Here is a 24,215-nt window from a genome sequence, read left to right on the forward strand (position 1 = left end):
GTGATAAATAATGAAATTTATAAGTGCAACTATAAATGGGTTTGGTAAATGGGTGGATGAGTCATTTGATTTCTACAATGAAGGCGTTAATTGTCTGTACGGACAGAATGAATCAGGAAAATCTACTTTACATCTTTTCATTTTGTTCATGTTATTTGGAATGCCTCCAAAACAACGTAATTTCTATCGTCCTAAAACAAGTGGGGCTTTAGGAGGTCGGCTTACGATAGAGGCTAAGCATACAGGAAGATTTACCATTGAACGATTTGACGGAGTACGCAATGGATCAGCACTTTGTTATACAGAAGACGGGTCACAATATGATGAAGAATGGCTGACGGAAACATTACAAGGTATATCCTATGCTACATATCAATCTATTTTTTCATTTTCTGCTAATGATTTAAATGATTTCCGGAACATGAAGGAAGATGATTTGGGAGAAGTGTTGCTTGGAATTGGTTTAACTGGCTCAACAGCTATTCATTCTGTCGAAAAGATGCTAGAGAATAAAATTAGTGACCTGTTCAAACCATATGGCAAAAAACCACTAATTAACCAAGAGCTGGATCAGTTGGCATTATTGCATAAAGAAGTGCGTCAATCCGCATCAGAGGAGAAGATATATCAGAACAAAAATTTGGAGTCAGATAAATTATCTCAGGATATTCGAACAATGGAGGAGCAAGCAAAACAATTATATAATGAGCGACTAGAAATGGAAAGAAAACAACAAGCACTGCCAGTTATGAAGCAATACAGTGAACTGAGAGAAAAGCTTGGTGAGTTTCCCAATTCGCTTCCGTTTCCTGAGGATGGATTAACTCGTTATGAAAAACTGAAAAGCGAAATTCTTCCGCTCCGAAGTGAACTTTCTTTTCTTGTTGCCAATGAAAAGACCTATGAAAATAGAATTACTATATTACAAGAACAGCTTCCAGCTGAAGAAAAATATAATGAGGCAGTTCAATTATTAAAGTTAAAAGACGATTACATCTCTTTCGTTAGAGAAAAGGAAAATTGGCAAAGTCAGCTGAACAAACTACAAAATCGTTTTAAAATGGAAATTAACCAGTTAAACATTGGTATAAGTATGGAAGATGTAGAAAGATTGCATCTTCCCTTCCATACTGAAAAAAATTGGAACCAAATAAAAATATCTTCTGGTGATTTAGAAAAAGAATCGATACAACTGCAACAAGAACAAAAAGAGTTAACAAATCAACGTATGTATACGATGAATCAAATTGGTGAGCTGGAAGATCAATTGCTGGACCCTCACCATGTAAGCAAAATTAAAGAAAAGCTACGATTATCTACAGAAAATGAACTTATTAAGCGACTTTCCATGCAATCAGCTAAAAAGAAGATAAAGTGGGAAGAAGAAAGAAAGAAGAAGGAAAAATACGCGTCTTTAGGATTATGGGGGAGTATAATCGTAGCTCTTATCCTAGGATTAGTTGCTATGTTAGCAGATAGCTCGATTTTTTATGTTGGAACGATAACGTTCTTAATTATTGGGTTACTACAAAGAGTATTGCTCCACCGTTATCTGGATGGAATGGAAAAAATAATCGGTATGGAGGAAATACAAACAACCAATATAGGTATAGAGGATGAAGAAAGAAAAGAAGCAGAAAATTTACTAGCTTCTTATGAAAGTACGAAAAAAGATATAGCTGCTTTGGAAGAAACGTTAAAATCAATTAAATTGAAATTGATGAAATGGAATGAAAAAAATAAAATTCACATAGATGCATACAATGTTTTGGAAGGTAGAATAAAACAACAAATTGATCTTTATCCTTTTCTTTTGCATGTGGAGATAGATTATTGGCCAGAATTATACCATAACCTAAAACATATCGTTACATTGAGTCAAGAAGCTTTGGAAACAAAAGAGAATATCAAGCTTCTTGAAGAAAAAAAGGAAAAAATTCAACTTGAATTAAATCAGTTTTCAGCAACAGAAAATAGGGAATGGACCCAGAAGAACATTCAAGAGCAACTGAGGGAATTAGAGCTTTTCACCACGGATTACAACTCTAATTTAGATAAAATCAAGCAGTATAGGCAGCAAATACGTGAAAATACAGAACAACAACTTGCTGTAAAAGAAAAGCTAAATCCTTATGAAACTGAAATAAGACAACTGTATGAAGTGGCGCAAGTAGATACAGAAGATTCGTATTACTTTAAAGCAAGACAGGTTCAGGAAAAGCTAGAATTAGAGAAGAAAAAGGCTACATTAGTAAGGCAGCTCAACAACTTTTTTGATGACCAAGAGGAGAAACATAATGTAGATTGGCAGGAAGAGGAATTAGCCAGCAGAGCTCAGCAGATTAAAACAGAGGAAATTGAATTGCAAAAAAATGTAGAGAAGGAACGTCAGGAATTAGCCAATATACGCGCAGAAATTTTGCAGATGGAAACGTCGGAAACTCACTCCTATAAATTGCATCAATTTGAGATGAAAAAGGATCGCTTAAATGAGCTTGCAAAGGAATGGGCAGTTCTAAAGACAGCCAAAGAAATGTTATCAGAAACTAAGAGAAATTATCGTGATACTTACTTATCTAAAGTAATCCAACAAACGATTTACTATTTCGGTTTTTTAACAGATGGCCGTTATAAGAGTGTTCATCCTCCAGGAGTTGGGCAGGCATTTTATGTAGTTACACATGATGATATTCATTTTGATGTGAGTGAGTTATCCAAAGGTACAGTAGATCAATTATATATTTCTCTTCGTTTCGCGGTAAGTGAAGTAATGAGTAATGAATTTAAGTTACCAATAATTATGGATGACGCGTTTATTCACTTTGATACAGAGCGGGCGGAAAGAATATCAGAAATTATAAAAAATATTGCAAGTAAACATCAAGTACTTCTTTTTACATGTAAAAAGAATGTGGTGGAATTTTTTGAAAATGAAAACATTATCCGGTTGTAAAATACTATTCGCATAAATTCACAAATAATGATAAACTATTTGCAGATTATAATTGCAGGTGGAGGGACATCCATTGCCAGAGGAAAAAGACTTAAAAGAATGGGAAAAGTATGATGAGACAATAGAGAAGTTTATTCAGGTGATAGCTAAAAACATGAATTTATATGGCATCACTTCTTCTGTAGGCAGACTTTATGGTGTGCTTTATTTTTCAGATAATCCAATGACATTGGATGATATGAGAGACGCACTTGAAATGAGTAAAACGAGTATGTCAACAGGGGTTCGGACATTATCTGATATGAAAATGGTTGAATCAACGTTTAAAAAAGGGATAAGGAAAGACTTATACCGTTCTGAAGAAGATTGGTACAAATCATTTACTTCATTATTTGGTAACCGTTGGCGCCAATACACCGAAACGAATATAGAAGAAGCAGATGAAACAATTGCTGAATTGGAACAGATAATAAGTAAAACTGATAATGAAGACTTAAAAGAAAAAATAAAGTCCGATATAGATCGACTGGAGTATGCGAAAAATTATTACGAATGGTTAATGACTTTCATCCAGGTAATTGAGTCAGGTAAAATATTTGACTATATACCTAAGAAATAAATAGACACCAAAGAACTGACATTTAAAATATGGCTATGGTTAGCCTGTTTTAGAGTCAGTTTTCTTTTTAACAGCTTGCGCTTTTTTTACTAGGGGGAGGAAACGATATGATTAAAGGCATTGGAACAACAGCTATCGGCGAGTCTTTTGAAGGATATATGTTAATTAAAGATGTAATAAAAGGAGTAACCAGTAATGGAAAACCTTTCTTAACACTTATGCTACGTGATAAGACAGGAGAGATAGAAGCAAAACTATGGGATACTACGAAGGAAGATGAAATTGTATGTGTGCCTGAGCAAATTATAAAGCTGGCTGGGGAAATAAATCAGTTTCGAGGGAAGGCTCAATTAAAAATACTTTCTTTTCGTCCCTCCCAACCAACAGATGATGTTCATGTATCTGATTTTGTGGAAAAAGCACCGATAGAAAAAGAAGAATTAACTGAGAAACTAACAGAGGCCATTTTCGAAATGCAAAATCCCACTTTGCAACGGCTTGTCAGAGCTTTCATAAGAAAATATCAAGAAGATTTATTAGTGTATCCTGCAGCGACCAAAAATCATCATGAATATGTATCTGGATTGGCACATCATATCGTAAGTATGCTTGCAATCGCCAGGGAATTGCACAAGCTTTATCCTGAGATGAATAAAGACTTGCTATATGCTGGGATTATTTTACACGATTTAGGTAAGCTGAAGGAGCTCTCTGGTATTGTAACGACCAGCTATACATTGGAAGGCAAGCTGCTTGGTCATATACCAATGATGGTGGAAGAAATAGGCTTGATGGCTAAAGATTTGCAAATTGAAGGTGAAGAGGTAACAATTTTACAACATCTAATCTTATCTCATCATGGAAAAGCTGAATGGGGAAGCCCTAAGCCACCATTGGTAAGAGAAGCGGAAGTCTTACATTTGATCGATTTAATGGATGCAAAATTAAATATGATGAATCGTGCATTAAGTAAAGTGAAACCTGGAGAGTTCACCGAGCGGATGTTTGCAATGGATAATCGATCGTTTTATAAGCCTATATTTGAACAGAAATAAGAGACAGTTGGTATTTTATTGATAACTTGTTCATATACATCAAATAGAGATATGGACAAGGGAGGCTAAAGAATGTTGCTGGGGATACCTTGGTGGGTTTTTATCATGATTGGTTTAATTTTTTTCTGTGGGGTTATGGCATTTCGGGCCATGCAAGCGGAAAAGCGACTAGAGCAACAGTTTATTGAAAAAGAAGGAAAAATATATATGGACCGAATGAAGGCTGAAATGGAAGCTAAGCATGACAATAAGCAACAAATGCATGGGTGAATGAAGGTATTCTATTTTTTTTGAGCCTTAACATTCATAGTGTCGTATATGTTTAAGACGATGACAAATTTTATAAAATAGGGCTGATACGATATGTATCAGCCCATTTCATGTAATTAACCCTTTGCTTCTTCTTTTTCTTCTTCTTTATCGAACATGCCTTCAAACTCATCGATTTTTACATCTACTTTAGCATCATCAATTAACTTATTAATTTTCTCTTGTGCTTTAGTTGGATCTACTTTTTCGTTAAGAATCTGGCGACGAATATCATCTTTTACATCTTTGTATTCGCCAACTGAATCTTCTTTTTCTCGTTTGTCATTTAGCTTAATAATATGGTAACCGTGTTCTGTCTTAACTGGATCACTTACTTCCCCTTTTTCCATGCTGTATACAGCATCTTCAAATTTAGGAACCATTTGGCCAGTAGAGAACCATCCTAAATCTCCGCCATTTTCAGCAGAACCATCTGTAGAGTATTCCTTTGCAAGCTTAGCGAAATCTCCACCATCATCAAGCTTCTTCTTTACTTCTTTGGCAGTTTCTTCATCTTCTACGAGAATATGCTGTGCTTTTAACTCTGTTTTCATACGATCATATTTTTCTTTCATTTCTTTTTCACTAATATCTACACCATCAGCAAGTGCCTTCTCTTGTAATAAGGAGACACGTAATACTTCTTTAAATTGGTCTTCATCCTTAAACCCTTGTTGTTGAAGTGCCATTTCAAATTGGTCGCCTAGTTGATCCTTCATTTTTTTCAGTTCTTTGTCGACTTCTTTATCACTAACGTCATACTTGTCCTCCAGTACTTTAACAGTAACCATTTCCTGAAGTACATTTTCCCCATTTCTTTCTTTTAATTCTTGATAAAAATCTTCTTTGGATATATTTCCTGCACTAGTTTCTACGACTGTTTTTGAATCTGATCCATCAGAGCTGCATGCTGCTAATGAAAACACTCCTGCTGTTAATGTTACAGCGATTACTAATTTTTTCATCTAAACACTCCTAATCATATTGCATATGTAATATGCTATTGATAAATATACCATATTATGGTGTGAAAAACATAGTCCTATGTTACTTTTAAGGTCGTCTTATCCATGCTATATCATTGCGTTCAGAACACGAACATATGAGCATACAAGAAGTACGACTACCATTACATTAATTACTCGAAAGACCTTATTCTGCTTTAACGTCTCCAGTTCCATTTTTACACAAAATTTATGAGTTAATGCATTAAATATAAATAAAATAATCATTGCATAGAAAAGAAAAAGTATAAAGATAAGAAAACCCCCTTCTGTCTACATTATCTCTTTATGATTACACAGTATATTTTTAACTTTATCAAAAGATTAGGATGATGAACAGTATTTGATAAATATTTTCTGTTAAATAAGAAAAAGGATCTGGTTTAATGGACCAGATCCTTATGGGTGAGGAGCTTTTATTAAAATATCAAAACCATCGGCACTGTTTTCAATATATGCTTCCTTTGGTGCTTTAATAATATGAATCATATAAAGATAGTCTATAAAAGAAATTCCAATATGGGCTGCAGTAAATAACAAAATATAAACGGAATAATCTTTAAATATATAGCTAGCGACAATGCCTGGCACAGTAACAAAGATAGTCGGCGTAATTGCGACAAGCAGTGAAACTTTCTTTGTTAAATGCAATTTCGTATAATAGGTAAAAACAGGTAAAATTGTTTTTTTTCGTTTATTTATAATTTTTAATCGCTTATTCATAAAAAACAATGGTAAAATATGCATAAACGAGTGAATGGTTGGTAAGACAATCAACCCTACTAAAAGGGGAAATAGACCTATATCATTTACATGGGTACTACCTTGAATAATCGAGATTGGTACATAGAGAAATATAAACGACAACAGACCGATCAAAAATGAGACAATATTTATTCGGTTTGTTCCAAATTCTTTTGTAAGATTAATTGATTTCCAGCAGTTCATTTTTGACCCCTCCATTTCATTCTCTGATGTTTAATCCATATGAATGATAGTATGATTACATTAAAAAATCAATAGTTTTTTATAAACTTTTTTATAAAGATTTTTTAAAGTATTTTATATAAAAAATGAAGGGCTTAAAAATAGGAAAGAAAAAGGGGGCTATTAGTTGATGTACAAGGGGTTGGCGGAATTCCATCTTAGCCTGATTTCAAGAATAATTGATATGAGAAAATATCCGTTTACAAGGTTGATTATGGAAAGAAATATAACGAATCCGGAGTATACAGAATTAATTAAACTGTTGGAAGATTTAGATGTTATTTATCATAGTCAGAGAGAAGAGGGTCTGCTTGATTTTAGTTCTTTACTTATTCAATTTGCAGGAATGCTAAATGAAAAATTGGAACCAACAGAGACTATTTATGCTTTAAGTCAAGAGGGAATATATAAGGACCTAGTGAATGAATTTATAAAAATTATTCAACAGGAAGAAAACAAATATAAACGAAGATGACCATCTTTTTACTTAATCAAGGAGGTCATCTTCGTTTTTTACTGGGCAATAAAATATGAACCCTTTTGGCTTTACACTGTTCATAGATGTACATGACAATATCTAGCTCCACCGGCCCACTTCAAGATATTAAGCAATAAAAGATCGCTATTATGAATAATGCTTAACCATGTAGGGAGAAGCAAGGCGCCTGTTCTTTTCATTGAGGATGTATAAATGCAATAAATTAATGTAATTGGAAGTTATTATTAATGTTTATAATAGGTGTACAAATTTTGCTGGAAACCAACTTCCTCATTCCAACATTCCTTATTATTGCTTCATATTGTTAAAAAGCCCCTCGATTTGCACATGAAAATTTATAATTTCATCAAGTTTTTTATTAAGCTTTTCTTTTTCCTTACTAATGGTCGCTTTTTTTGGTGAATCAATCTCATGCCGAATTTCCATAAGCGTATCCTTATGATGATTTGTTGAATCCAGCCACTTACTAATATAAATGGTAGAAAATGATTTGTATAAATGAGAGTTAGCTTCGTATAAGTCCTTCCTCACCCCTTTTTTCCATACTCGAGTAACCAGATTTAAGTCAAAAAGACTGCGTATACTTGTGCTCATGGAGGTTTTGCTTTTACCAAGTGCCTCGCTCATCTCATCCAAAGTGAGTGGGTCATCCGTAAGATATAAATAAACAAAAAGACGGGATTCAAGAGGGGTTAAACCAAATAACTCAAGCGTCTTTGAAAATTCTATTATCATCTTATTCATTACTTCTTCAAGTTGAGAATCCTTCATATAATCCCCCTAAAACGTTGATATTTCAAGGTTACACTAAAAGAATAACTTTTAAAAACAGGTAAATAGGTAGTATTTGGGAGAAAATAAGAGTTATTTAAAGTATATGCCGAATTTAGTACGTACAGTATAAACTGTACGTAATTTATAAACAAAATCAATAGAATTTAAAGTTTGTGCAGTTCATATAAATCATTTATAGTTATATAGTACATTCTATGGATGTTCGCTTACATATCATCTATGAATCTACGAAATATATCCTGTGATTAACATATTACGTGTTAATACTGATGAAAAAGTAGTAGTGCTATTCGCATAGATAACAAAAAAAGAGAGGTGAAAGTTTTGCCGGTTATTGAAGCCAAGAATTTATCTAAGGTGTTTGGGAAAAACCCAAAGCAAGCATTAAAATTACTAGATAAAGGATATTCAAAAGAAGATATTTTAAAAGAAACAGGTAATACAGTTGGCGTAAATCGTGCCTCATTTTCCGTAGAGGCAGGGGAAATTTTCGTTATTATGGGGCTCTCTGGAAGTGGGAAGTCCACGTTGGTACGCTTATTAAACCGTCTTATAGAACCAACAGAGGGAAATATCCTAATAGATGAGCAAGATCTGGCAACGATGGATAAGAAATCCTTAAGGAACGTGCGTAGAGAGAAGTTAAGTATGGTATTTCAAAAATTTGCTCTATTTCCACACAGAACAATCTTGCAAAATGCAGAGTTTGGGTTAGAAATTCAAAATGTAGCCAAGGAAGAAAGGGAAAAAAAGGCAAAAGAAGCACTTGAAATGGTTGGTTTAGGAGAATACATTCATCAGACTCCCGGCCAGCTTTCGGGTGGAATGCAACAACGAGTTGGTCTAGCTCGTGCATTAGCGAACGATCCGGAAGTACTGCTAATGGATGAAGCATTCTCAGCATTAGACCCACTCATACGAAAAGAAATGCAGGATGAGTTAATTGACTTACAGTCTACCATGAAAAAAACAATTGTTTTTATTACACATGATCTGGATGAAGCTCTTCGATTAGGTGATCGGATCGCTTTGATGAAAGATGGTTCAATTGTACAAATTGGTACACCGGAGGAAATCTTAGTAAACCCTGCAAATGATTATGTTGAAAAGTTCGTTGAGGACGTAGATCGTTCCAAGGTATTAACTGCACAGCACATTATGAAAAGGCCTGAAACTGTTAATTTGGATAAACACGGTCCAAGAGTAGCTTTGGAGCGAATGAGAGAAGAAGGTTTGTCCAGTATGTACGTCATTGATAGTCAAAGAAATCTTAAAGGCTATATAACTGCAGATGATGCTTCAGAAGCTCGGAAAAAAGAAATAACGAGTTTAAAAGAGATTCTAAAGAATGACATACCGCGAGTAGAAAAAGATACCTCCATGAATGATATCTTTAGTATTATTCACGATTCACCTATTCCAGTAGCTGTTGTAGAAGATGGAAAGTTAGTAGGGATTATTGTGCGCGGTGCTGTTATAGCGGCACTTTCTCAGGATGGCGAGGTGAATTTAGATGCTGAATAATATGTTGGACTTTATCCCAGAGATAGCTATTGCTGAGGGAACAGAAAAGCTTACGGACAGGATTACAGAAACTTTTTCCTTTTTATTTGAACCAATTAAGGAACATTTCGGAAGTTTGATGGAGTGGACCTCAGAAACGTTAAGTGTTATACCTCCTGTAATTATTATCATCATTGTTGCACTTCTGGCGTTTTTCCTGACTGGAAAGAAGTTTGGTTTAGCTGCATTTAGTGTTGTAGGTCTCTGGTTAATTTATAACCAGGGTCTATGGGAACAATTAATGAGCACCTTTACACTGGTGCTATTATCAAGTATTTTATCAGTGATTGTTGGTGTGCCTGTAGGTATTCTTATGTCGAAATCTAAAATAGCTGAAGCAATTATTACACCAATTTTAGATTTTATGCAGACAATGCCTGCGTTTGTTTATTTGATTCCAGCTGTAGCATTCTTTGGTATTGGTATGGTACCAGGAGTTTTTGCATCACTGATTTTTGCAACACCACCAACTGTAAGATTTACTAACTTGGGTATACGGCAGGTATCTCGTGAATTGGTAGAAGCATCAGACGCATTTGGAAGTACTGGTTCACAAAAGTTATTTAAAGTTGAACTACCTATGGCAAAACAAACAATTATGGCCGGTATAAACCAAACAGTTATGCTTGCACTTTCCATGGTGGTTATTGCGTCCATGATTGGAGCGCCAGGTTTAGGGCGAGAGGTTCTTTCTGCCTTACAACGTGCACAAGTAGGTTCAGGATTTGTCGCTGGGATTGGAATAGTAATTCTGGCAATTATTATTGATCGATTTACACAAACAGCAAATTCCAAAAAAAATTAATGAATAACTTTTAATTAAATGGTTGAAATAAGAGTGCTCAATATTAAAAGAAAACTCACACCTATTAATTAAAAGATTCTATAAAAAATATCGAAGGGGAGTAATTAGTAATGTTTAAATTTGACTGGAAAAAACTCGGTATTGCTGCTGGATTGTCTTTATCATTAGTAGCAGCAGGATGCGGATCGGATGGAGAAGGGTCAGAGGATTCTGCTGATAGTGGTTCATCTGATGAAAAAAATAAAGAAATTGAACTAGCTTATGTGGAATGGGATACAGAAGTAGCTTCCACCAATGTGGTAAAGCAAGTACTGGAAGATGAAGGATTTGACGTAACGATCACACCGCTTGATAATGCGGTTATGTGGCAATCTGTAGCAAACAATGAAACAGATGGAATGGTTGCAGCATGGTTACCTGGTACTCATGGTGATCTATATGAACAACATAAATCTGATTTAGAAGATCTTGGAGCAAACTTGGAAGGTGCTAAAATAGGTATGGTTGTGCCTGAGTATATGGATGTAAGTTCAATCGAAGATCTTAGTGATGAAGCAGACAAAACAATTACTGGAATTGAACCAGGTGCAGGAGTCGTGAAAGCAACTGAGAAAGCAACTGAAGAGTATGATAATTTAGCTGACTGGGAAGTTAAAACATCTTCTAGTGGTGCAATGGCAACTGCTTTAGGTGAAGCTGTTGAAAATGAGGAAGACATTGTAGTTACTGGTTGGTCTCCACACTGGAAATTCCAAAAGTATGACCTTAAATACTTGGAAGATCCAAAAGGAGTTTATGGCGAAGCAGAAGAAATTAAAACAATGGTACGTAAAGACTTAAAAGAAGATATGCCAAAGGCTTATAAGATCTTGGATGCGTTCCATTGGGAGCCGGCTGATATTGAAAGTGTTATGCTAGATATCCAAAATGGAACAGATCCTGAAGAAGCTGCTGCAAATTGGATTAAAGATAACCAGGATAAGGTTGATGAGTGGGTAAAAGCAGCTGAATAATAAACATGGTATAAAATTTCAAGGCCGGGTAAACGAAACTATCATTTATCCGGCCTTGTCTTACTTACATAAGGTAAAAGGAGTGGAGTGAATTAGATGATAAAAAATAGTTGGAAATTAACATTTATTATAATAAGCATTGCCTTTCTATTTGTTTTGTCTGCTTGTGGTTCAGATGAAAAAGATAGTGCCAGCAATGATGGGGCTGACTCAAATGAAGAAACGAACTATAGTGAAGAAGTAAACTATACGATTACCGGAATTGAGCCAGGAGCTGGTATCAGTGTAACTACTGATAAAGCAATTGAAGAATATGATTCTTTAAAAGGATGGACTGCTAATTATTCTTCCACTGCAGCTATGGCATCCGAGCTTGATAAAGCAATGGAAAATGAGGAACCAATTATAATAACTGGCTGGAACCCACATTGGACGTTTGCAAAGTATCCTGATATGAAATACTTAGAAGATCCAAAAGGTATTTATGGTGGGAAGGAAGTTATTAAGACATTAACTAGAAATGGACTTAAAGAAGATATGCCAAATGCATATAAGCTACTTGACCAATTTAACTGGAAGGTAGAGGATATGGAAGGTATCATGTATGATGCAAAGGAAAATGATGAAGAAGTGGCAGTTGCGGCAGAACGTTGGGTGGAAGAGAATCAAGATAGGGTCGATGAATGGAAAAATGGAGTCGAAGAAGTAGATGGGAAGTCTATTGAGCTCGTATCTACTCCATGGGACTCAGAAAGAGCTTCTTCCAATGTGGTTAAGATTGCATTAGAGCAGCTTGGCTATGATGTAACTGTTACTCCTGTAGATGTTGCAGTAGTATTTGAATCTATTGCGAATGGAGACGGTGATGCGACACTTGCAGCCTGGATGCCAATCACACATAAAGATTTTTATGATAAATATAGTGACCAATTTGATGATCTAGGTGCGAATCTAGAAGGAGCAAAAATAGGTCTTGTTGTTCCATCCTATATGGATATTGAATCTATAGAAGATCTAGAACCAGCAAACTAATATAAAAAAAGCTGCCGTTGAATCGGCAGCTTTTTTAGTTAATAAAGTATATAGTTTTAACTTTATTATGTTCTATTACACGAACAGTACAACTTAATAACTTAGGCCTGTTGGCTTTTTACTTTTTCTTCAAGGTCCTTAAGGCTTGTTTCAATTTGTTCTAAATACTGATGGATGTTTTCCTGATGTGGTTCTACTGTTTGCTTCCACTCTTCTACAGATTTTTTCATTTCCTGTGTCAATTCTTTAATTAAAGCAGCACCTTCTTTAGAGGTTTCTGTAAGTTGCTCTTTTAAACGTAACCCATCCTGTTTAAGATTTGCTATCATGTCTTTCCATTCAAAACCCTGATCTTTTACACGGCCGCGTAAATCTTTTCCTGATGACGGCGTAGTAAGAAGAGTCGCAGCTGCACTAATAGCACCTCCAACCATGAGTCCTAATAACAATGACTTTCCATTTGCCATACCATCTCTCTCCTTTCTAACGCTTCGTAAATCTTTTTCACTTATTTTACCATGATCAAACATGCAAACATGTATCTTAAAAAAATCCTCTGACATACCCATGCCAGAGGATTTAATTTTAACTATTTCATGTAACTGTAATTGGCTGGGATCGCTTCATTATACTTTGGACAATTGGATGAACCACAAGCATAATAATTGTATTTAAAGCTGCTGCTGGGAGTACAACTGTCAAAAATAGTGCTATAAACCCACCATTCATAAGGTTAACAATAAACAAAGCTACACTTAAAAACACTGCTCCACTAACCATTGTGCCTATAGCGGTTAATGCCGGCGCGGTGAGGTTAATATTAACTCTATTCTTTACCAATAAAAACAATGCTAAAAATACAAATGCTGTTATAGGTTTGTCAATCAGATTAGCAATTTGTCCACCGGGTGCTGAAGTGGTTAGTGCAGAAATAACACCTGTTACAATTGCCAGTAGTGCAACATACTTTGGTTTAGGAAACAAAATGATACCTAAAAACATCATCGACAGAAGCATATCTGGCTTGACCCCAAATAAAATTGGCGGAACAACTGCGTGCAATACAGCACCTATCCCTACAAACAGTGACAAAATTACCATAATCCTCGTATTCATTTATACCTCTCCTCTTCTCAGCTCTTCTGTGCTATTAGAATCCCAACTGTACACTGTTGTCAGCTGCGGAAACGTACATTTATTATAACAAATATTCTTCTAAATAAAAAGTACTAAATTTTCAGATACATGTTTATTGTTCAATAGCCGAGTGAATTTCCTCAGCAATTTTTTGTAACTCACCGGATGTGTAATCATCAGCATGGACTGTCCAATTAGATGAGTAACCGTCATCTTCTCCGTATCTTGGAATGATGTGAATATGTAAGTGAAAAACGGATTGATCAGCTGGTGCCTCATTATTATTTAATAAATTCATACCTACGGGTTTATACACGTTTTTGATCGCGTTTGCAATTTGAGGTATACGAGCAAAAAGTTCCTTTGCAACTTCTGGAGGTGTTTCATAGATATTTTTCGTATGCTGTTTAGGAATTACCAATGTATGTCCCTTTGTTACTTGACTGATATCCAAAAATGCGTAAACGTGTTCATCTTCATATACTTTTGCGGAAGGAATATCACCATTTAATATCTTACAAAAAATGCAATCTTCATGAGCCATCCATTCACCACTCCTTATTTTATTGTTTATATGTCTAATTATACTTATCTATATTGTATCTAGGAAGATGGTGGAAAGTCAAAATAAACAGGACCAGTCCATTAGATGAACTGGCCTGCTTTAAGAAGAACAGGGGAATGATAATACTAACGCGGGGACTCGTAATACAATCGTTAAATCGCATTGGCCACTTAACATTTGATTACAAAAACCTTTTTGTCAGCATCCCTTACGGAGAGATGAGTTCTGGCAAAAGGGTTTTATTTCATTAGATTATCTTTCGGAAACACCTCATTTGTGTTGTTTTCACAAATCTTATATTAGAGTACCGATCACTAACACCTCATTTTGTGTATTTTTTACACGAAATTAATTACATTAGTTGCTCGATCGCTAACACCTCATTTGTGGTTAACACGAAATGTTCATCCCCTGATCTTCATTATCTAGTTTGTTCTCGAAAATTGTATTTATACATATAAAAGAGAAAAATTTTGTCATAATTACTTACATAGTTTGTTTTGGCTTTATTCTTAAGTAATGATAAAATTATACGTAATTATGGAGGAGGAAATATTGTGGAAGCATTGTTACATATTGATAAATTACATGGTGGATATACACATAAAAATGTACTGCACGGTATATCGTTTGAAGTGAAACCAAATGAAATAGTAGGTTTAATTGGGTTGAATGGAGCCGGAAAGAGTACAACAATTAAACACATTATTGGGCTAATGCATGCAAAAAAGGGCTCTGTTTCCATAAAAGGCAAAACTTTTTCCGAAAACCCTTCAACTTATCGAAATCAATTTGCCTATATTCCTGAAATGCCGATCCTATATGATGAGTTGACTTTGTATGAACATTTGCAGCTTACTGCAATGGCTTACGATATTCCAGAGGACGTATTTGAGCAAAGATTACAACCACTTTTAAAAGAATTTCGTATGGAGAAAAAGTTAAAATGGTTTCCGGTTCATTTCTCTAAGGGGATGCGTCAAAAGGTAATGATCATGTGTGCATTTTTAATCGAACCATCTTTATACATTGTTGATGAGCCTTTTGTTGGCCTTGACCCACTTGGGATTCAATCCTACCTGCAATTAATGGGGGAAATGAAAGACAAAGGTGCAGGTGTCTTAATGTCCACACACATATTAGCTACAGCAGAACGTTATTGTGATCGTTTTGTTATTCTTCACGATGGGGAAATCCGTGCAATGGGAACTTTGCACGAGCTACAGGAAAGCTTTAATATGCCAAAAGCGACACTGGATGATATATATGTCCAATTAACGAAAGAAGAAGATCATCATGTTTGATTCACACACATTTTTTATGAAACGTTTTTCTGTACATTTAAAAGAAACAAGTCGTTATTTACGTTATATATTTAACGGCCATATCGCTTTTGCTATGCTTTTTTTCGTTTCAGCACTTGCCTATTACTACCAGCAGGCACTTACACAGCTTCCTGCAAATTTCCCCACTGCACTTCTAATGGGAATCGTTTTTGGAGGAATAGTAAGTTATAGTCCTGTGCGTACATTGTTAAAAGAGCCAGATCTCGTTTTTTTAATCGCTGCAGAGAATAAGATGCAAGCTTATTTTCGAAATGCGCTCATATACAGCTTTGTTATTCAACTCTATCTTGTTCTTCTCATAACTGCGGCATTTGGCCCATTATACTTTGCAACATATACTGATCGTGACATCACGTTTTACTTACTAACTTTTGTTGTGTTACTTATTTTTAAGATATGGAATTTACTTGCAAACTGGTGGATGTTGAAGGTTAGAGAACCTCAGATGAGACAATTAGATTTATTTGTTCGTGTACTATTGAATATGGCAGTTTTTTATTTCCTCATCAATGGCAATATGATTTTAGCGGGTATTGCTACACTGCTGTTTATTATTGTCTTCTTTTATGATTACAGCTTGTCAAAAAAACATGCAGGTGTCTTGTGGGATCTTTTAGTACAAAAAGATCAGAACAGAATGCAGACATTTTACCGCTTGGCCAATATGTTTGCAGATGTTCCACATATAAAAACACCAATTAAAAAAAGACAATGGCTTGTTTTGTTAGTTAGCAAGGTTCCTTTTACACAAAAAAATACATTTGATTATTTATATCGTATTACTTTTGTGCGTAGTGGAGACTATATGGGAATGTATTTCAGACTACTTGTTATAGGTGGTTTATTTATATACTATATTCCGAATCTGTGGATGAAAATTCTTTTTGCAATATTATTTTTGTATTTGAGCAGTTTCCAGATGATGTCATTGTATCAGCATCACCGAACAATCATATGGCCTGAATTATACCCGGTTGAAGAAAGTCTACGTAAAAAAGCAATCGTAAAATTGTTATTTCAGCTGGGCTTTATTCAAACTGTTTTATTTTCCCTGTTATTTTTAATTATGCAAGCTTATATTGGGTTTTTTGTGACATTAATAGGAGGAACTCTTTTCAATTACTTGTTTATTAATGGCTATGTCAGTGGAAAATTAGCGGCGAAACAATAATCGTATAGTTGGGAAGAAGTTAAACGAAACAATATTTCGTAGAGACAAATAATTGCAGTAAGTTACCCTAATCGTTAAGTCTTGCACGAGCGGACAAAAACATGAAAAGCCGAACTGATACTATTTATTCAGTGTACAGTTCGGCTTTTTACTTATATGTTTTACTTCTTTTTCAGTTCTAATATATATTGGGGTTATTCAATAATACGGAAAATGGATATACTGCGAAGTAACTTTGTTATGGTATGCTGAAAAGCTCGCTTAAATATTGAGTCTGTTTTTACCATCGCTACGGAAAATACTGCGCTTTTCGGGGGCGGCTGATGAGCCTCCTCATGCTAACGCATTCCGGGGTCTCACCTATGCCTTATCTCCCCCAGAAGTCTTCGTATTTTCCTCCGCTTAGTTTTGCTTTTTTAGCAATGAATGACTTTAGTGTTAGGTGTAAAAAGCTCGATTAACATCGTCAAAGACAAGTGAAAAGCCCACTTTGCATGTGAAATATTAAAGCTCATACAAATTGATTGGAGTGGAAAGCGTCCGCTTGAAACGCAAATCAATGGGGCACTTCTCCTCAAATATTTCACTGAGCTTTTCATTAATAAAGTTACGTTGTATTTTCCTCCAACTATGAAATAACTAAATACGTTTGTACCCCAACATTTGCAGTAGAACCTCTTTCTTATTTTTATTGCGATTGATATGCAAAATACGCCTCGATCAGCGTTTTGGCAGCGATAGGAAGAGCACGTTCGTCAATATCAAATTTTGGGTGATGATGCGGATAGGGATTTCCTTCTTTATGAGCACCTGTAAAGAAATAGGCTCCAGGTTTCTTCATTGTATAGTAAGCAAAATCTTCTCCACCCATTACTGGGATAACTTCTTCGGCTGTATGGATTTCCTTTACTTGTTTACTTGCTTCCAACACGACTTCTGCTTCCTTCGCATGGTTAACTAACGGGGGATATCCATTTTCATAATTAAATTTATAATCTGCTTCATGACTAAGGCAAACTCCTTTAATAATCTTTTCCATTTCATGAATAATTTCTTTCTGTATTTCTATATCAAGATATCGCACCGTTCCAATTAACCTTGCTTTATCTGCAATAACGTTAAATGTTTCTCCTGCTTCAAATACCCCTACAGTTACAACTGCAGTTTGCAAAGGATCCAGCCTTCTACTTACAATTTGTTGTAATTGACTAACAAGCTGTGATCCAATAACTATAGCATCCTTTGTTTCATGAGGATAGGCACCATGTCCACCTTGTCCTTGAATAGTTATTTCGAAACGATCTGCACCAGCCATAAATACATCCTTGGAGGTTTGCATAACTCCCAAAGGGGTGGTTGCCCATAAATGGGTGCCAAATATAGCGTCTACATGATCAATAGCACCTGAATCCACAATAGGTTTGGCACCACCTGGCGCATATTCTTCTGCATGTTGATGTAGAAAGACAATAGTGCCTGGTAAATCTTCTTGGAAACTTTTCATTACTTTTGCAAGTACAAGCAAGGTCGAAGTATGCCCGTCATGTCCACAAGCGTGCATCACGCCCGGCACTTTTGATTTATAAGGTACATCCTTTTCATCTTGAATAGGTAAAGCATCAAAATCTGCACGTAATGCAATTGTCTTACCAGGTTTACCACCTTTTAATGTAGCAATGACTCCATTACCGCCAACCTTTGTCTCGTATGGAATGCCAAGCTCATCATAAAAGCTGGCAATATATTTAGCTGTTTCTGTTTCATGAAAGGAAAGCTCTGGATGTTGATGCAAGTATCTGCGTATTTCCACCATTTCATCATAATGCTGGTCTATCAGTGTATGTATTTCTTTTAACAAAAATAAAAACCTCCTCTAGACTTTACTTTCTAATTATTATAACATTTAAGAATATAAAATGATGTTATTTTTTCTAACATAATGCAGGAAGAGATAGAAGTATTGGCATTAAATTGTGCAGTGGGAACAATTGCCACTATTCTTCTTAGAATGATATTTTTCATTAAAAGGGCAATTTGTTTGTTTTAGGAAGAATGCCTAATGTTATTAAGCTATGTTTCAAGAAAGATTAACAGGTCGACAAATACAACGTGGAGAAGAAGTGTCTTAGTGTTATTTTTAAAACAAAAAAGATTCTAGTGCAAATGTTTGGGTAAAAACGTTATCTCGTACATTCATAGTAAGAAGGAACTGCGAATCAGTGGTTATTCTAATCATATGTATTAGAACAAAAAAAGGATGCCATTATAGGCACCCTTTATCGATTTATTGAGAAAGTCTTGGATCTGCTAATAGACGTTGAACTTCTTCCTTATGATGTGTTTCATCAGAAATTAGGTCTTCCAACTTCACTACTAACTCTGTATACCCAAGATTTTCTGCTTGTTTTTTTCGTTTTTCATAACGATCAATGGTATCTGATTCGGCTTTTAATGTAGCTTCCAGCAGATCTTTTACATCTGAAGGCTGTGGCACATCAGCAGACTTGGTTGTAGGAGTGCCACCAAGAGATTTAATTTTTTCTGATAAGTAAAGTGCATGTCCTAATTCATCATTAATTTCTGCTTCAAAAAAAGGTTTTAGTGCAGAACGATATAGTCCTGAAACCACAGAAGCACTGTATGTGTACTGAATTGCTGCACCATACTCATGAGCAAGATCTTCATTTAAACCATCAATTAATTCCTGTAAGTCTTTATCCATTCTGTATCCCACCTTTAATTATTTTGTGTATATAATAATGTTTCCCTCTTTTGTTTTTTTGAAACATGAAGTCGGGTAATATATCAGATGGAGGGATTTAAATGGTGTCAAAGAGAAAATACATTTTGTTTATCTTTATGGTTCTGCTTCTCGCTATGATAGCAGTATGGGTAGTGAAAATATTAAATGGGTCTGTTCCTTATGTTGATCAATGGACAAGAGATCTTGTTGCGCAAATGGATGAAACAGTGCTCTATACGATTGCGCGTTGGTTAACAGAATTGGGGTCCAGTACGTTCTTAATTCCATTTGTTATTATCATTGCTTTGTTTTTATGGTGGAAATATTATGATTGGCTTCCTCCTATTATTTTTGCTGGTGGCACACTTGGTACTCATTTATTAAATCAGTTGATTAAAGGGCTAGTTGAAAGAGAAAGGCCTAGCATTTTAATTGCAGCCAATGCGGAGGGGCACAGTTTCCCTTCTGGTCATGCTATGATTTCCATTGTGTGTTATGGCCTCTTAGCCTATTTTATTGCAGCACTGTTAAAAACAAAAAGAGGTAAAATAGTTGTTCATAGTTCGTTGGCAATATTGATTTTCCTTATAGGGATGAGTCGGTATGTGATAAACGTTCACTATCTGACAGATGTGGTTGCCGGTTTCATTATTGGCTACCTTTGTCTGATCGCTCTGATCTATATCTACGAGGCAATCGCGAAGAGGAGGTCTCGGTCTTAGGGCGGAGGAAAAAGCATGCTTAAGGTGGTTATTCTTATTAAAAAACCAAGGTAGACTGAATATAGAATAATATGAGGGGGCCATCTTATGGATGCAACGGTAAATGATATAACAAAAGGAAAATCGTCTCTATTTAAAAATCGTAATTTTTTATTTCTCTTTATTGGTGCGTTATTTTCTTCTCCAGGATATTATGTATATTTAATTGGGGCAGAGTGGTTGATGTTAACTTTAAATGATAATCGTTTTTATTTTGGTATGCTTTTTATTGCTGCCTCCATACCAAGGTTATTATTGCTAACTGTTGGGGGAGTTGTTGCTGATCGCTTTAATAAAAGGTTGATACTATTTTTATCCGATATGACTCGTGCACTACTTATATTAGTATTAGTAGTTCTTCTTTTTGCTGATATGGTTACGGCTTGGCATCTAATAATACTGGCAGCTTGTTTTGGGATTTCGGATGCTTTCAGTTATCCGGTTCTTAACTCCTTAACGCCAATGATTTTGGAAGAGGAACAGTTGCAGCGAGGTAATTCATTCATTCAAATGACAAGTCAAATTAGCCCAATTCTTGGTCCTGCTCTAGGAGGTACATTGATAGCGGTATTAGGGTTCAAAGGAGTATTTATCGCCGCATTCTTGTTTTTATTCCTAGCCTCTATTACAGTTCTGCTTATTCGATTGGAAAAGGATGATGATAAGGAAGAGGTTCATTCACCGTGGCAGGATTTAAAAGCAGGATTTGTGTACGCTCGCAATAATGAAATTATTATGTCCATTGTATTTTTGGGCTTTATTTTAAACTTTTTCTTTTCTGGTCCGTTGTCTATGGGGATACCAATTATTGTAAAGGATGTCTTTATAGGAAGTGCAGTTAGCTTGGCGACTGTGGAGACTTCACTAGGGATAGGAGCGTTAATTGGAGCATTAGTTCTAGCTTCTATTACCTTAAAGAAACCTGGATACGTGATGGTTAGCGGATTAATTGTATTAGGCATCCTCTTTACTTTTATTGGTTTTTCCAGCTCAGTGCTGTTTACAGCTGGTCTAGTTGCCATGATGGCGTTTATTCTTCAACTGGTCAATATTCCTTTAATAACTATGCTGCAGAAAACGACCGATAAGAAAATGCTCGGCAGAATAATGAGCTTATTAATGACTGTTTCTACTGGATTAGTCCCGGTATCTTATGTAGCTACTTCTCTGTTAATATCAGCAGGAGTGGGGATTCAGTCAATCATTGTTTGTAGTGGTATAATTATTACCTTAATTGCTTTATATAATCTGCGAAATAAGCAACTATTGAAAATAAGACAATAGAAGAGGATGAACAGAATGAAAAGTATTCTACGTTATTTTCTGGCAATCTTCCTGATTGGATTAGGTATTATGCTTGTGCTTACTAATTTGGGAATGGTGAATTTTGATTTTTATACCGTGTGGGGCTATATATATCCAATCTTCTTTCTCGTGTTAGGTGTAAAGTGGGTAATTGACTATTTTAATAGAGGAGAGGGGAGCTGGATATTTGGCTCTTTTCTTATCATTTTTGGTGGGTTGCTTCTACTTGATCGCCTTGAGCTTATTGTCTTTTCGTTTGGTGATGTTATAAATCTTTGGCCATTGCTGATTATCTATGCAGGCTTTTTATTAATAGGTAAAAAACGCACCTTTGTTCATGGCTCAAGTGGAAATGAAAAGAAGAATAAAAAGCAGCGGGATTCCTATTTCAGTTTTGGAAACCAGGAATTTAATCATCAAAATTGGAAAGTAGAGCCAATGAACCTCAGTCAAATGGCAGGTGATTTTTATTTTGACTTTACTAAAGCTTTCATTCCGGACAAGGAAATTCCCATTTCGATTCAGTCGTTAGCTGGAGATGTGAATATCGTCATGCCGGAAAATATCGACTTTCGTGTGAAGGCCTCTGTGAAGGCTGGAGAAGTTTATGTAGCAGGGCAGACGGTTGAAGGGATTAATCGTTCACTTCAGTATGAGACAAATAACTATGATACTGCTGTAAGAAAAATAGATTTTCAAATTCATTTAAAAGCTGGATCGATTCGAATTGACTATGTATAGGGGGTAGAGCGATGATTAACCGTTTTTCAAGCATTCGTTACAGTTATATCCGTTCTCATTTATATGGCTTGTTTTTAACAAGTATAACGTTGCTCTCCCTTCTTTTATCAATCTATGTCATTTTTGAACCTGCATGGTTGACAGCGCCTGGTATTTTTCTTTTTATCTCTTTATATATTGTTATTGGAACAATCCTATCGCTCTATGCAGGATTTAAATCAAGTGGTGATATGAAAGAGAGGCTGGAATACCTTTCTGTGTTAATTACCAGATTCGCAAACGGAAGCTATACTTCGCGGGTTTATTTTAATGAAGAGGATGAACTTGCCAGGATCGGGAATGAAATGAATGAATTAGGTGAAAAACTACAAAATCAAGTTAAAGCCTTAAGACAGCGTGCGGATGAGAAAGCTGAATTTGCAAAATCTGCCCATAAAGCTGCTGTTATAGAAGAACGTCAACGACTAGCTCGAGATTTGCATGATGCGGTAAGCCAGCAATTATTTGCATTAACGATGATGGCAGAAGCAGCGGTGAAACAGATGGATAGAGATTCAAACCTTGCAAAGGAACAAATGGTAGAAGTGACTAAAGCAGCGCTGCAATCCCAAGCAGAAATGCGAGCACTGTTACTTCATTTGAGACCTATTCACTTATCTGGTGATACATTATCTACTGGTATTCAAAAGCTTGTAGATGAACTGAAGCAAAAAAGTACAATTGCTTTTAAGTTGAACATTCCTTCTGACCTACAATTGGCAGATACGATAGAGGAGCATGTTTTCCGTATCATTCAGGAATCTCTTTCGAACATATTGAGACATGCAAATGCTTCTGAAGTGGAGATTAGTCTTTCTAAGCCGACCAGCGAGTTATTTGTACATATTCGTGATGATGGGGAGGGGTTTGACTCAACTCAAGATATGGAAAGAAAAACTTCTTATGGCTTGAAAACGATGAAGGAACGTAGTGAAGAATTAGGTGGAACATTTACAATTAGATCTAACACTGGAGAAGGTACATATATTGATATTCGTATACCATGCTGATAGGGGGAAGTTAAATGGTTCGTGTTATTGTAGTTGATGATCATGAAATCGTTCGCAAGGGTATTATTGCATATTTAAATACGGATGAAGAAATTGAAGTGATTGGTCAGGCGGCAAGTGGAAATGCCGGAGCGGCTTTAATTCTGCAGAAGAAGCCCGACGTGGTTCTTATGGATCTAATGATGGAGAATGGCTCAGGAATTGACGCTACTGCACAAGTTATGGAGCAATATTCAGCTTGCAAAATTATAATTTTAACTAGCTATTATGATGATGAACAACTTTTCCCGGCCTTGGAAGCAGGAGCATTTAGCTACATATTAAAAACCTCCTCAGCAACAGAAATTGCGGATGCGATAAAAAAAGCAGCTCGTGGAGAAAACGTAATTGAATCAAAAGTAGCAGGGAAAGTAATGACCCGTTTTCGGCGTGAGGACAAGAAGTTACATGAGGACCTTACTGAAAGGGAATTAGAAGTCTTATTATGTATAGGGAATGGGATGACAAATCAAGAGATTAGTGAGAAGCTCTACATTGGGATTAAAACAGTGAAAACGCATGTAAGTAACATTCTATCGAAATTGGCTGTCAATGATCGGACACAAGCTGCGGTGTATGTACATAAAAATAAGTTGTTCCGGGACAGCTGATATTTATATAGCTCAAACAACCGCTGCACATATATTGAATCTAAAAAACCTGGCCAAACTATAGGATAACCAGGTATTTTAGATTCTATTTCAAATGTTTGGACACACACGTA

General features: G+C 35.6%; 24 protein-coding genes. 16 read left to right on the forward strand and 8 right to left on the reverse strand.

The genetic code is table 11. The features are described 5' to 3' along the window. Positions 1-10: 10 nt before the first annotated feature. The 4 genes from BME96_RS04295 to BME96_RS04310 all read left to right on the forward strand — a co-directional run bounded on the left by BME96_RS04295 (position 11) and on the right by BME96_RS04310 (position 4,897). Positions 11-2,953, forward strand: a complete 2,943-nt coding sequence (locus BME96_RS04295) for an ATP-binding protein (RefSeq protein WP_071648403.1) — start codon at positions 11-13, stop codon at positions 2,951-2,953. 73 nt (positions 2,954-3,026) lie between these two features. Then, a complete protein-coding gene (locus tag BME96_RS04300) occupies positions 3,027-3,572 on the forward strand; it encodes a GbsR/MarR family transcriptional regulator (protein ID WP_019376164.1) in 546 nt (181 codons plus the stop codon). 107 nt (positions 3,573-3,679) lie between these two features. Beyond that, positions 3,680-4,627, forward strand: coding sequence for a 3'-5' exoribonuclease YhaM (yhaM, locus tag BME96_RS04305; RefSeq protein WP_060681578.1), 948 nt, complete (start codon positions 3,680-3,682; stop codon positions 4,625-4,627). A 72-nt stretch (positions 4,628-4,699) separates the two neighbouring features. Continuing rightward, on the forward strand, positions 4,700-4,897 hold the full coding sequence (locus tag BME96_RS04310) for a sporulation YhaL family protein (RefSeq protein WP_060681580.1): 198 nt from the start codon (positions 4,700-4,702) through the stop codon (positions 4,895-4,897). 116 nt (positions 4,898-5,013) lie between these two features. Here BME96_RS04310 and BME96_RS04315 read toward each other — a convergent pair whose 3' ends face one another. Together BME96_RS04315 and BME96_RS04325 are read right to left on the reverse strand one after the other, a co-directional pair. Beyond that, positions 5,014-5,901 carry a peptidylprolyl isomerase gene (locus BME96_RS04315; protein ID WP_019376167.1) on the reverse strand — a complete coding sequence of 296 codons (888 nt, stop codon included), beginning with the start codon at positions 5,899-5,901 and terminating at the stop codon, positions 5,014-5,016. A gap of 438 nt (positions 5,902-6,339) precedes the next feature. Then, entirely contained in the window at positions 6,340-6,888 is a 549-nt protein-coding gene (locus BME96_RS04325) for a DUF3267 domain-containing protein (RefSeq protein ID WP_019376169.1), read from the reverse strand. A 169-nt stretch (positions 6,889-7,057) separates the two neighbouring features. Between BME96_RS04325 and BME96_RS04330 the strand changes: the two genes are divergently transcribed. After that, positions 7,058-7,402, forward strand: coding sequence for a DUF1878 family protein (locus BME96_RS04330; protein WP_071648404.1), 345 nt, complete (start codon positions 7,058-7,060; stop codon positions 7,400-7,402). A gap of 312 nt (positions 7,403-7,714) precedes the next feature. Here the strand turns inward: BME96_RS04330 and BME96_RS04335 are convergent, their stop codons facing one another. Then, positions 7,715-8,197: a GbsR/MarR family transcriptional regulator gene (locus BME96_RS04335; protein WP_071648405.1), complete on the reverse strand. Its 483-nt coding sequence runs from the start codon at positions 8,195-8,197 to the stop codon at positions 7,715-7,717. 348 nt (positions 8,198-8,545) lie between these two features. Between BME96_RS04335 and BME96_RS04340 the strand changes: the two genes are divergently transcribed. The 4 genes from BME96_RS04340 (at position 8,546) to BME96_RS04355 (ending at position 12,634) form a co-directional block, all read left to right on the forward strand. Continuing rightward, positions 8,546-9,745 carry a quaternary amine ABC transporter ATP-binding protein gene (locus tag BME96_RS04340; RefSeq protein WP_019376172.1) on the forward strand — a complete coding sequence of 400 codons (1,200 nt, stop codon included), beginning with the start codon at positions 8,546-8,548 and terminating at the stop codon, positions 9,743-9,745. Then, the gene (locus tag BME96_RS04345) at positions 9,735-10,589 is read left to right on the forward strand and encodes an ABC transporter permease (protein ID WP_019376173.1); all 855 of its coding nucleotides are present in this window, start codon (positions 9,735-9,737) and stop codon (positions 10,587-10,589) included. Before BME96_RS04340 ends, BME96_RS04345 begins: the two co-directional genes overlap by 11 nt. 110 nt (positions 10,590-10,699) lie before the next feature. Further along, positions 10,700-11,602 (forward strand): glycine betaine ABC transporter substrate-binding protein, encoded by a 903-nt coding sequence (locus BME96_RS04350; RefSeq protein WP_019376174.1) that lies wholly within the window; start codon positions 10,700-10,702, stop codon positions 11,600-11,602. Positions 11,603-11,698: 96 nt separating this feature from the next. Further along, complete coding sequence (locus tag BME96_RS04355; RefSeq protein WP_019376175.1) at positions 11,699-12,634, forward strand: glycine betaine ABC transporter substrate-binding protein; 936 nt, start codon at positions 11,699-11,701, stop codon at positions 12,632-12,634. A 101-nt stretch (positions 12,635-12,735) separates the two neighbouring features. Here BME96_RS04355 and BME96_RS04360 read toward each other — a convergent pair whose 3' ends face one another. From BME96_RS04360 to BME96_RS04370, 3 genes are all read right to left on the reverse strand, one after another. After that, positions 12,736-13,101, reverse strand: coding sequence for a YtxH domain-containing protein (locus BME96_RS04360; RefSeq protein WP_019376176.1), 366 nt, complete (start codon positions 13,099-13,101; stop codon positions 12,736-12,738). A gap of 127 nt (positions 13,102-13,228) precedes the next feature. After that, a complete protein-coding gene (locus BME96_RS04365) occupies positions 13,229-13,750 on the reverse strand; it encodes a tryptophan transporter (protein ID WP_071648406.1) in 522 nt (173 codons plus the stop codon). 133 nt (positions 13,751-13,883) lie between these two features. Next, positions 13,884-14,315 (reverse strand): HIT family protein, encoded by a 432-nt coding sequence (locus BME96_RS04370; protein WP_071648407.1) that lies wholly within the window; start codon positions 14,313-14,315, stop codon positions 13,884-13,886. Between the two features lie 578 nt (positions 14,316-14,893). Here BME96_RS04370 and BME96_RS04375 point away from each other — a divergent pair. Both BME96_RS04375 and BME96_RS04380 read left to right on the forward strand, forming a co-directional pair. Further along, complete coding sequence (locus BME96_RS04375) at positions 14,894-15,640, forward strand: ABC transporter ATP-binding protein (protein WP_019376179.1); 747 nt, start codon at positions 14,894-14,896, stop codon at positions 15,638-15,640. After that, positions 15,633-16,853 (forward strand): ABC transporter permease, encoded by a 1,221-nt coding sequence (locus BME96_RS04380; protein ID WP_071648408.1) that lies wholly within the window; start codon positions 15,633-15,635, stop codon positions 16,851-16,853. Before BME96_RS04375 ends, BME96_RS04380 begins: the two co-directional genes overlap by 8 nt. Positions 16,854-17,541: 688 nt before the next feature. Here the strand turns inward: BME96_RS04380 and BME96_RS04385 are convergent. Next, positions 17,542-18,711 carry a M20 family metallopeptidase gene (locus tag BME96_RS04385; RefSeq protein ID WP_071648409.1) on the reverse strand — a complete coding sequence of 390 codons (1,170 nt, stop codon included), beginning with the start codon at positions 18,709-18,711 and terminating at the stop codon, positions 17,542-17,544. 426 nt (positions 18,712-19,137) lie between these two features. Then, entirely contained in the window at positions 19,138-19,575 is a 438-nt protein-coding gene (locus BME96_RS04390) for a ferritin-like domain-containing protein (RefSeq protein WP_019376182.1), read from the reverse strand. A 101-nt stretch (positions 19,576-19,676) separates the two neighbouring features. Here BME96_RS04390 and BME96_RS04395 point away from each other — a divergent pair, with 101 nt between their 5' ends. The 5 genes from BME96_RS04395 to BME96_RS04415 all read left to right on the forward strand — a co-directional run bounded on the left by BME96_RS04395 (position 19,677) and on the right by BME96_RS04415 (position 24,102). After that, positions 19,677-20,318 (forward strand): phosphatase PAP2 family protein, encoded by a 642-nt coding sequence (locus tag BME96_RS04395; RefSeq protein ID WP_019376183.1) that lies wholly within the window; start codon positions 19,677-19,679, stop codon positions 20,316-20,318. 87 nt (positions 20,319-20,405) lie between these two features. Further along, positions 20,406-21,641, forward strand: a complete 1,236-nt coding sequence (locus BME96_RS04400) for an MFS transporter (RefSeq protein WP_019376184.1) — start codon at positions 20,406-20,408, stop codon at positions 21,639-21,641. Positions 21,642-21,656: 15 nt separating this feature from the next. Continuing rightward, entirely contained in the window at positions 21,657-22,403 is a 747-nt protein-coding gene (gene liaF / locus BME96_RS04405; RefSeq protein WP_019376185.1) for a cell wall-active antibiotics response protein LiaF, read from the forward strand. An 11-nt stretch (positions 22,404-22,414) separates the two neighbouring features. Continuing rightward, positions 22,415-23,452: a sensor histidine kinase gene (locus BME96_RS04410; RefSeq protein ID WP_071648410.1), complete on the forward strand. Its 1,038-nt coding sequence runs from the start codon at positions 22,415-22,417 to the stop codon at positions 23,450-23,452. A gap of 14 nt (positions 23,453-23,466) precedes the next feature. Further along, a complete protein-coding gene (locus tag BME96_RS04415; protein WP_071648411.1) occupies positions 23,467-24,102 on the forward strand; it encodes a response regulator transcription factor in 636 nt (211 codons plus the stop codon). The last annotated feature ends 113 nt before the right edge of the window (positions 24,103-24,215 follow it).

Source organism: Virgibacillus halodenitrificans (assembly GCF_001878675.1).
Lineage (GTDB): Bacteria > Bacillota > Bacilli > Bacillales > Amphibacillaceae > Virgibacillus_Q > Virgibacillus_Q halodenitrificans.

Bases quoted from the DNA above. Each gene is read 5' to 3' on its own strand.
- BME96_RS04310 (WP_060681580.1), top strand. From the start codon at position 4,700: ATGTTGCTGGGGATACCTTGGTGGGTTTTTATCATGATTGGTTTAATT.
- BME96_RS04380 (WP_071648408.1), top strand. From the start codon at position 15,633: ATGTTTGATTCACACACATTTTTTATGAAACGTTTTTCTGTACATTTA.
- BME96_RS04345 (WP_019376173.1), top strand. From the start codon at position 9,735: ATGCTGAATAATATGTTGGACTTTATCCCAGAGATAGCTATTGCTGAG.
- liaF (WP_019376185.1), top strand. From the start codon at position 21,657: ATGAAAAGTATTCTACGTTATTTTCTGGCAATCTTCCTGATTGGATTA.
- BME96_RS04325 (WP_019376169.1), bottom strand. From the start codon at position 6,888: ATGAACTGCTGGAAATCAATTAATCTTACAAAAGAATTTGGAACAAAC.
- BME96_RS04390 (WP_019376182.1), bottom strand. From the start codon at position 19,575: ATGGATAAAGACTTACAGGAATTAATTGATGGTTTAAATGAAGATCTT.
- BME96_RS04365 (WP_071648406.1), bottom strand. From the start codon at position 13,750: ATGAATACGAGGATTATGGTAATTTTGTCACTGTTTGTAGGGATAGGT.
- BME96_RS04295 (WP_071648403.1), top strand. From the start codon at position 11: ATGAAATTTATAAGTGCAACTATAAATGGGTTTGGTAAATGGGTGGAT.
- BME96_RS04360 (WP_019376176.1), bottom strand. From the start codon at position 13,101: ATGGCAAATGGAAAGTCATTGTTATTAGGACTCATGGTTGGAGGTGCT.
- BME96_RS04355 (WP_019376175.1), top strand. From the start codon at position 11,699: ATGATAAAAAATAGTTGGAAATTAACATTTATTATAATAAGCATTGCC.
- BME96_RS04410 (WP_071648410.1), top strand. From the start codon at position 22,415: ATGATTAACCGTTTTTCAAGCATTCGTTACAGTTATATCCGTTCTCAT.
- BME96_RS04350 (WP_019376174.1), top strand. From the start codon at position 10,700: ATGTTTAAATTTGACTGGAAAAAACTCGGTATTGCTGCTGGATTGTCT.
- BME96_RS04395 (WP_019376183.1), top strand. From the start codon at position 19,677: ATGGTGTCAAAGAGAAAATACATTTTGTTTATCTTTATGGTTCTGCTT.
- BME96_RS04370 (WP_071648407.1), bottom strand. From the start codon at position 14,315: ATGGCTCATGAAGATTGCATTTTTTGTAAGATATTAAATGGTGATATT.
- BME96_RS04400 (WP_019376184.1), top strand. From the start codon at position 20,406: ATGGATGCAACGGTAAATGATATAACAAAAGGAAAATCGTCTCTATTT.
- BME96_RS04415 (WP_071648411.1), top strand. From the start codon at position 23,467: ATGGTTCGTGTTATTGTAGTTGATGATCATGAAATCGTTCGCAAGGGT.
- BME96_RS04315 (WP_019376167.1), bottom strand. From the start codon at position 5,901: ATGAAAAAATTAGTAATCGCTGTAACATTAACAGCAGGAGTGTTTTCA.
- BME96_RS04335 (WP_071648405.1), bottom strand. From the start codon at position 8,197: ATGAAGGATTCTCAACTTGAAGAAGTAATGAATAAGATGATAATAGAA.
- yhaM (WP_060681578.1), top strand. From the start codon at position 3,680: ATGATTAAAGGCATTGGAACAACAGCTATCGGCGAGTCTTTTGAAGGA.
- BME96_RS04330 (WP_071648404.1), top strand. From the start codon at position 7,058: ATGTACAAGGGGTTGGCGGAATTCCATCTTAGCCTGATTTCAAGAATA.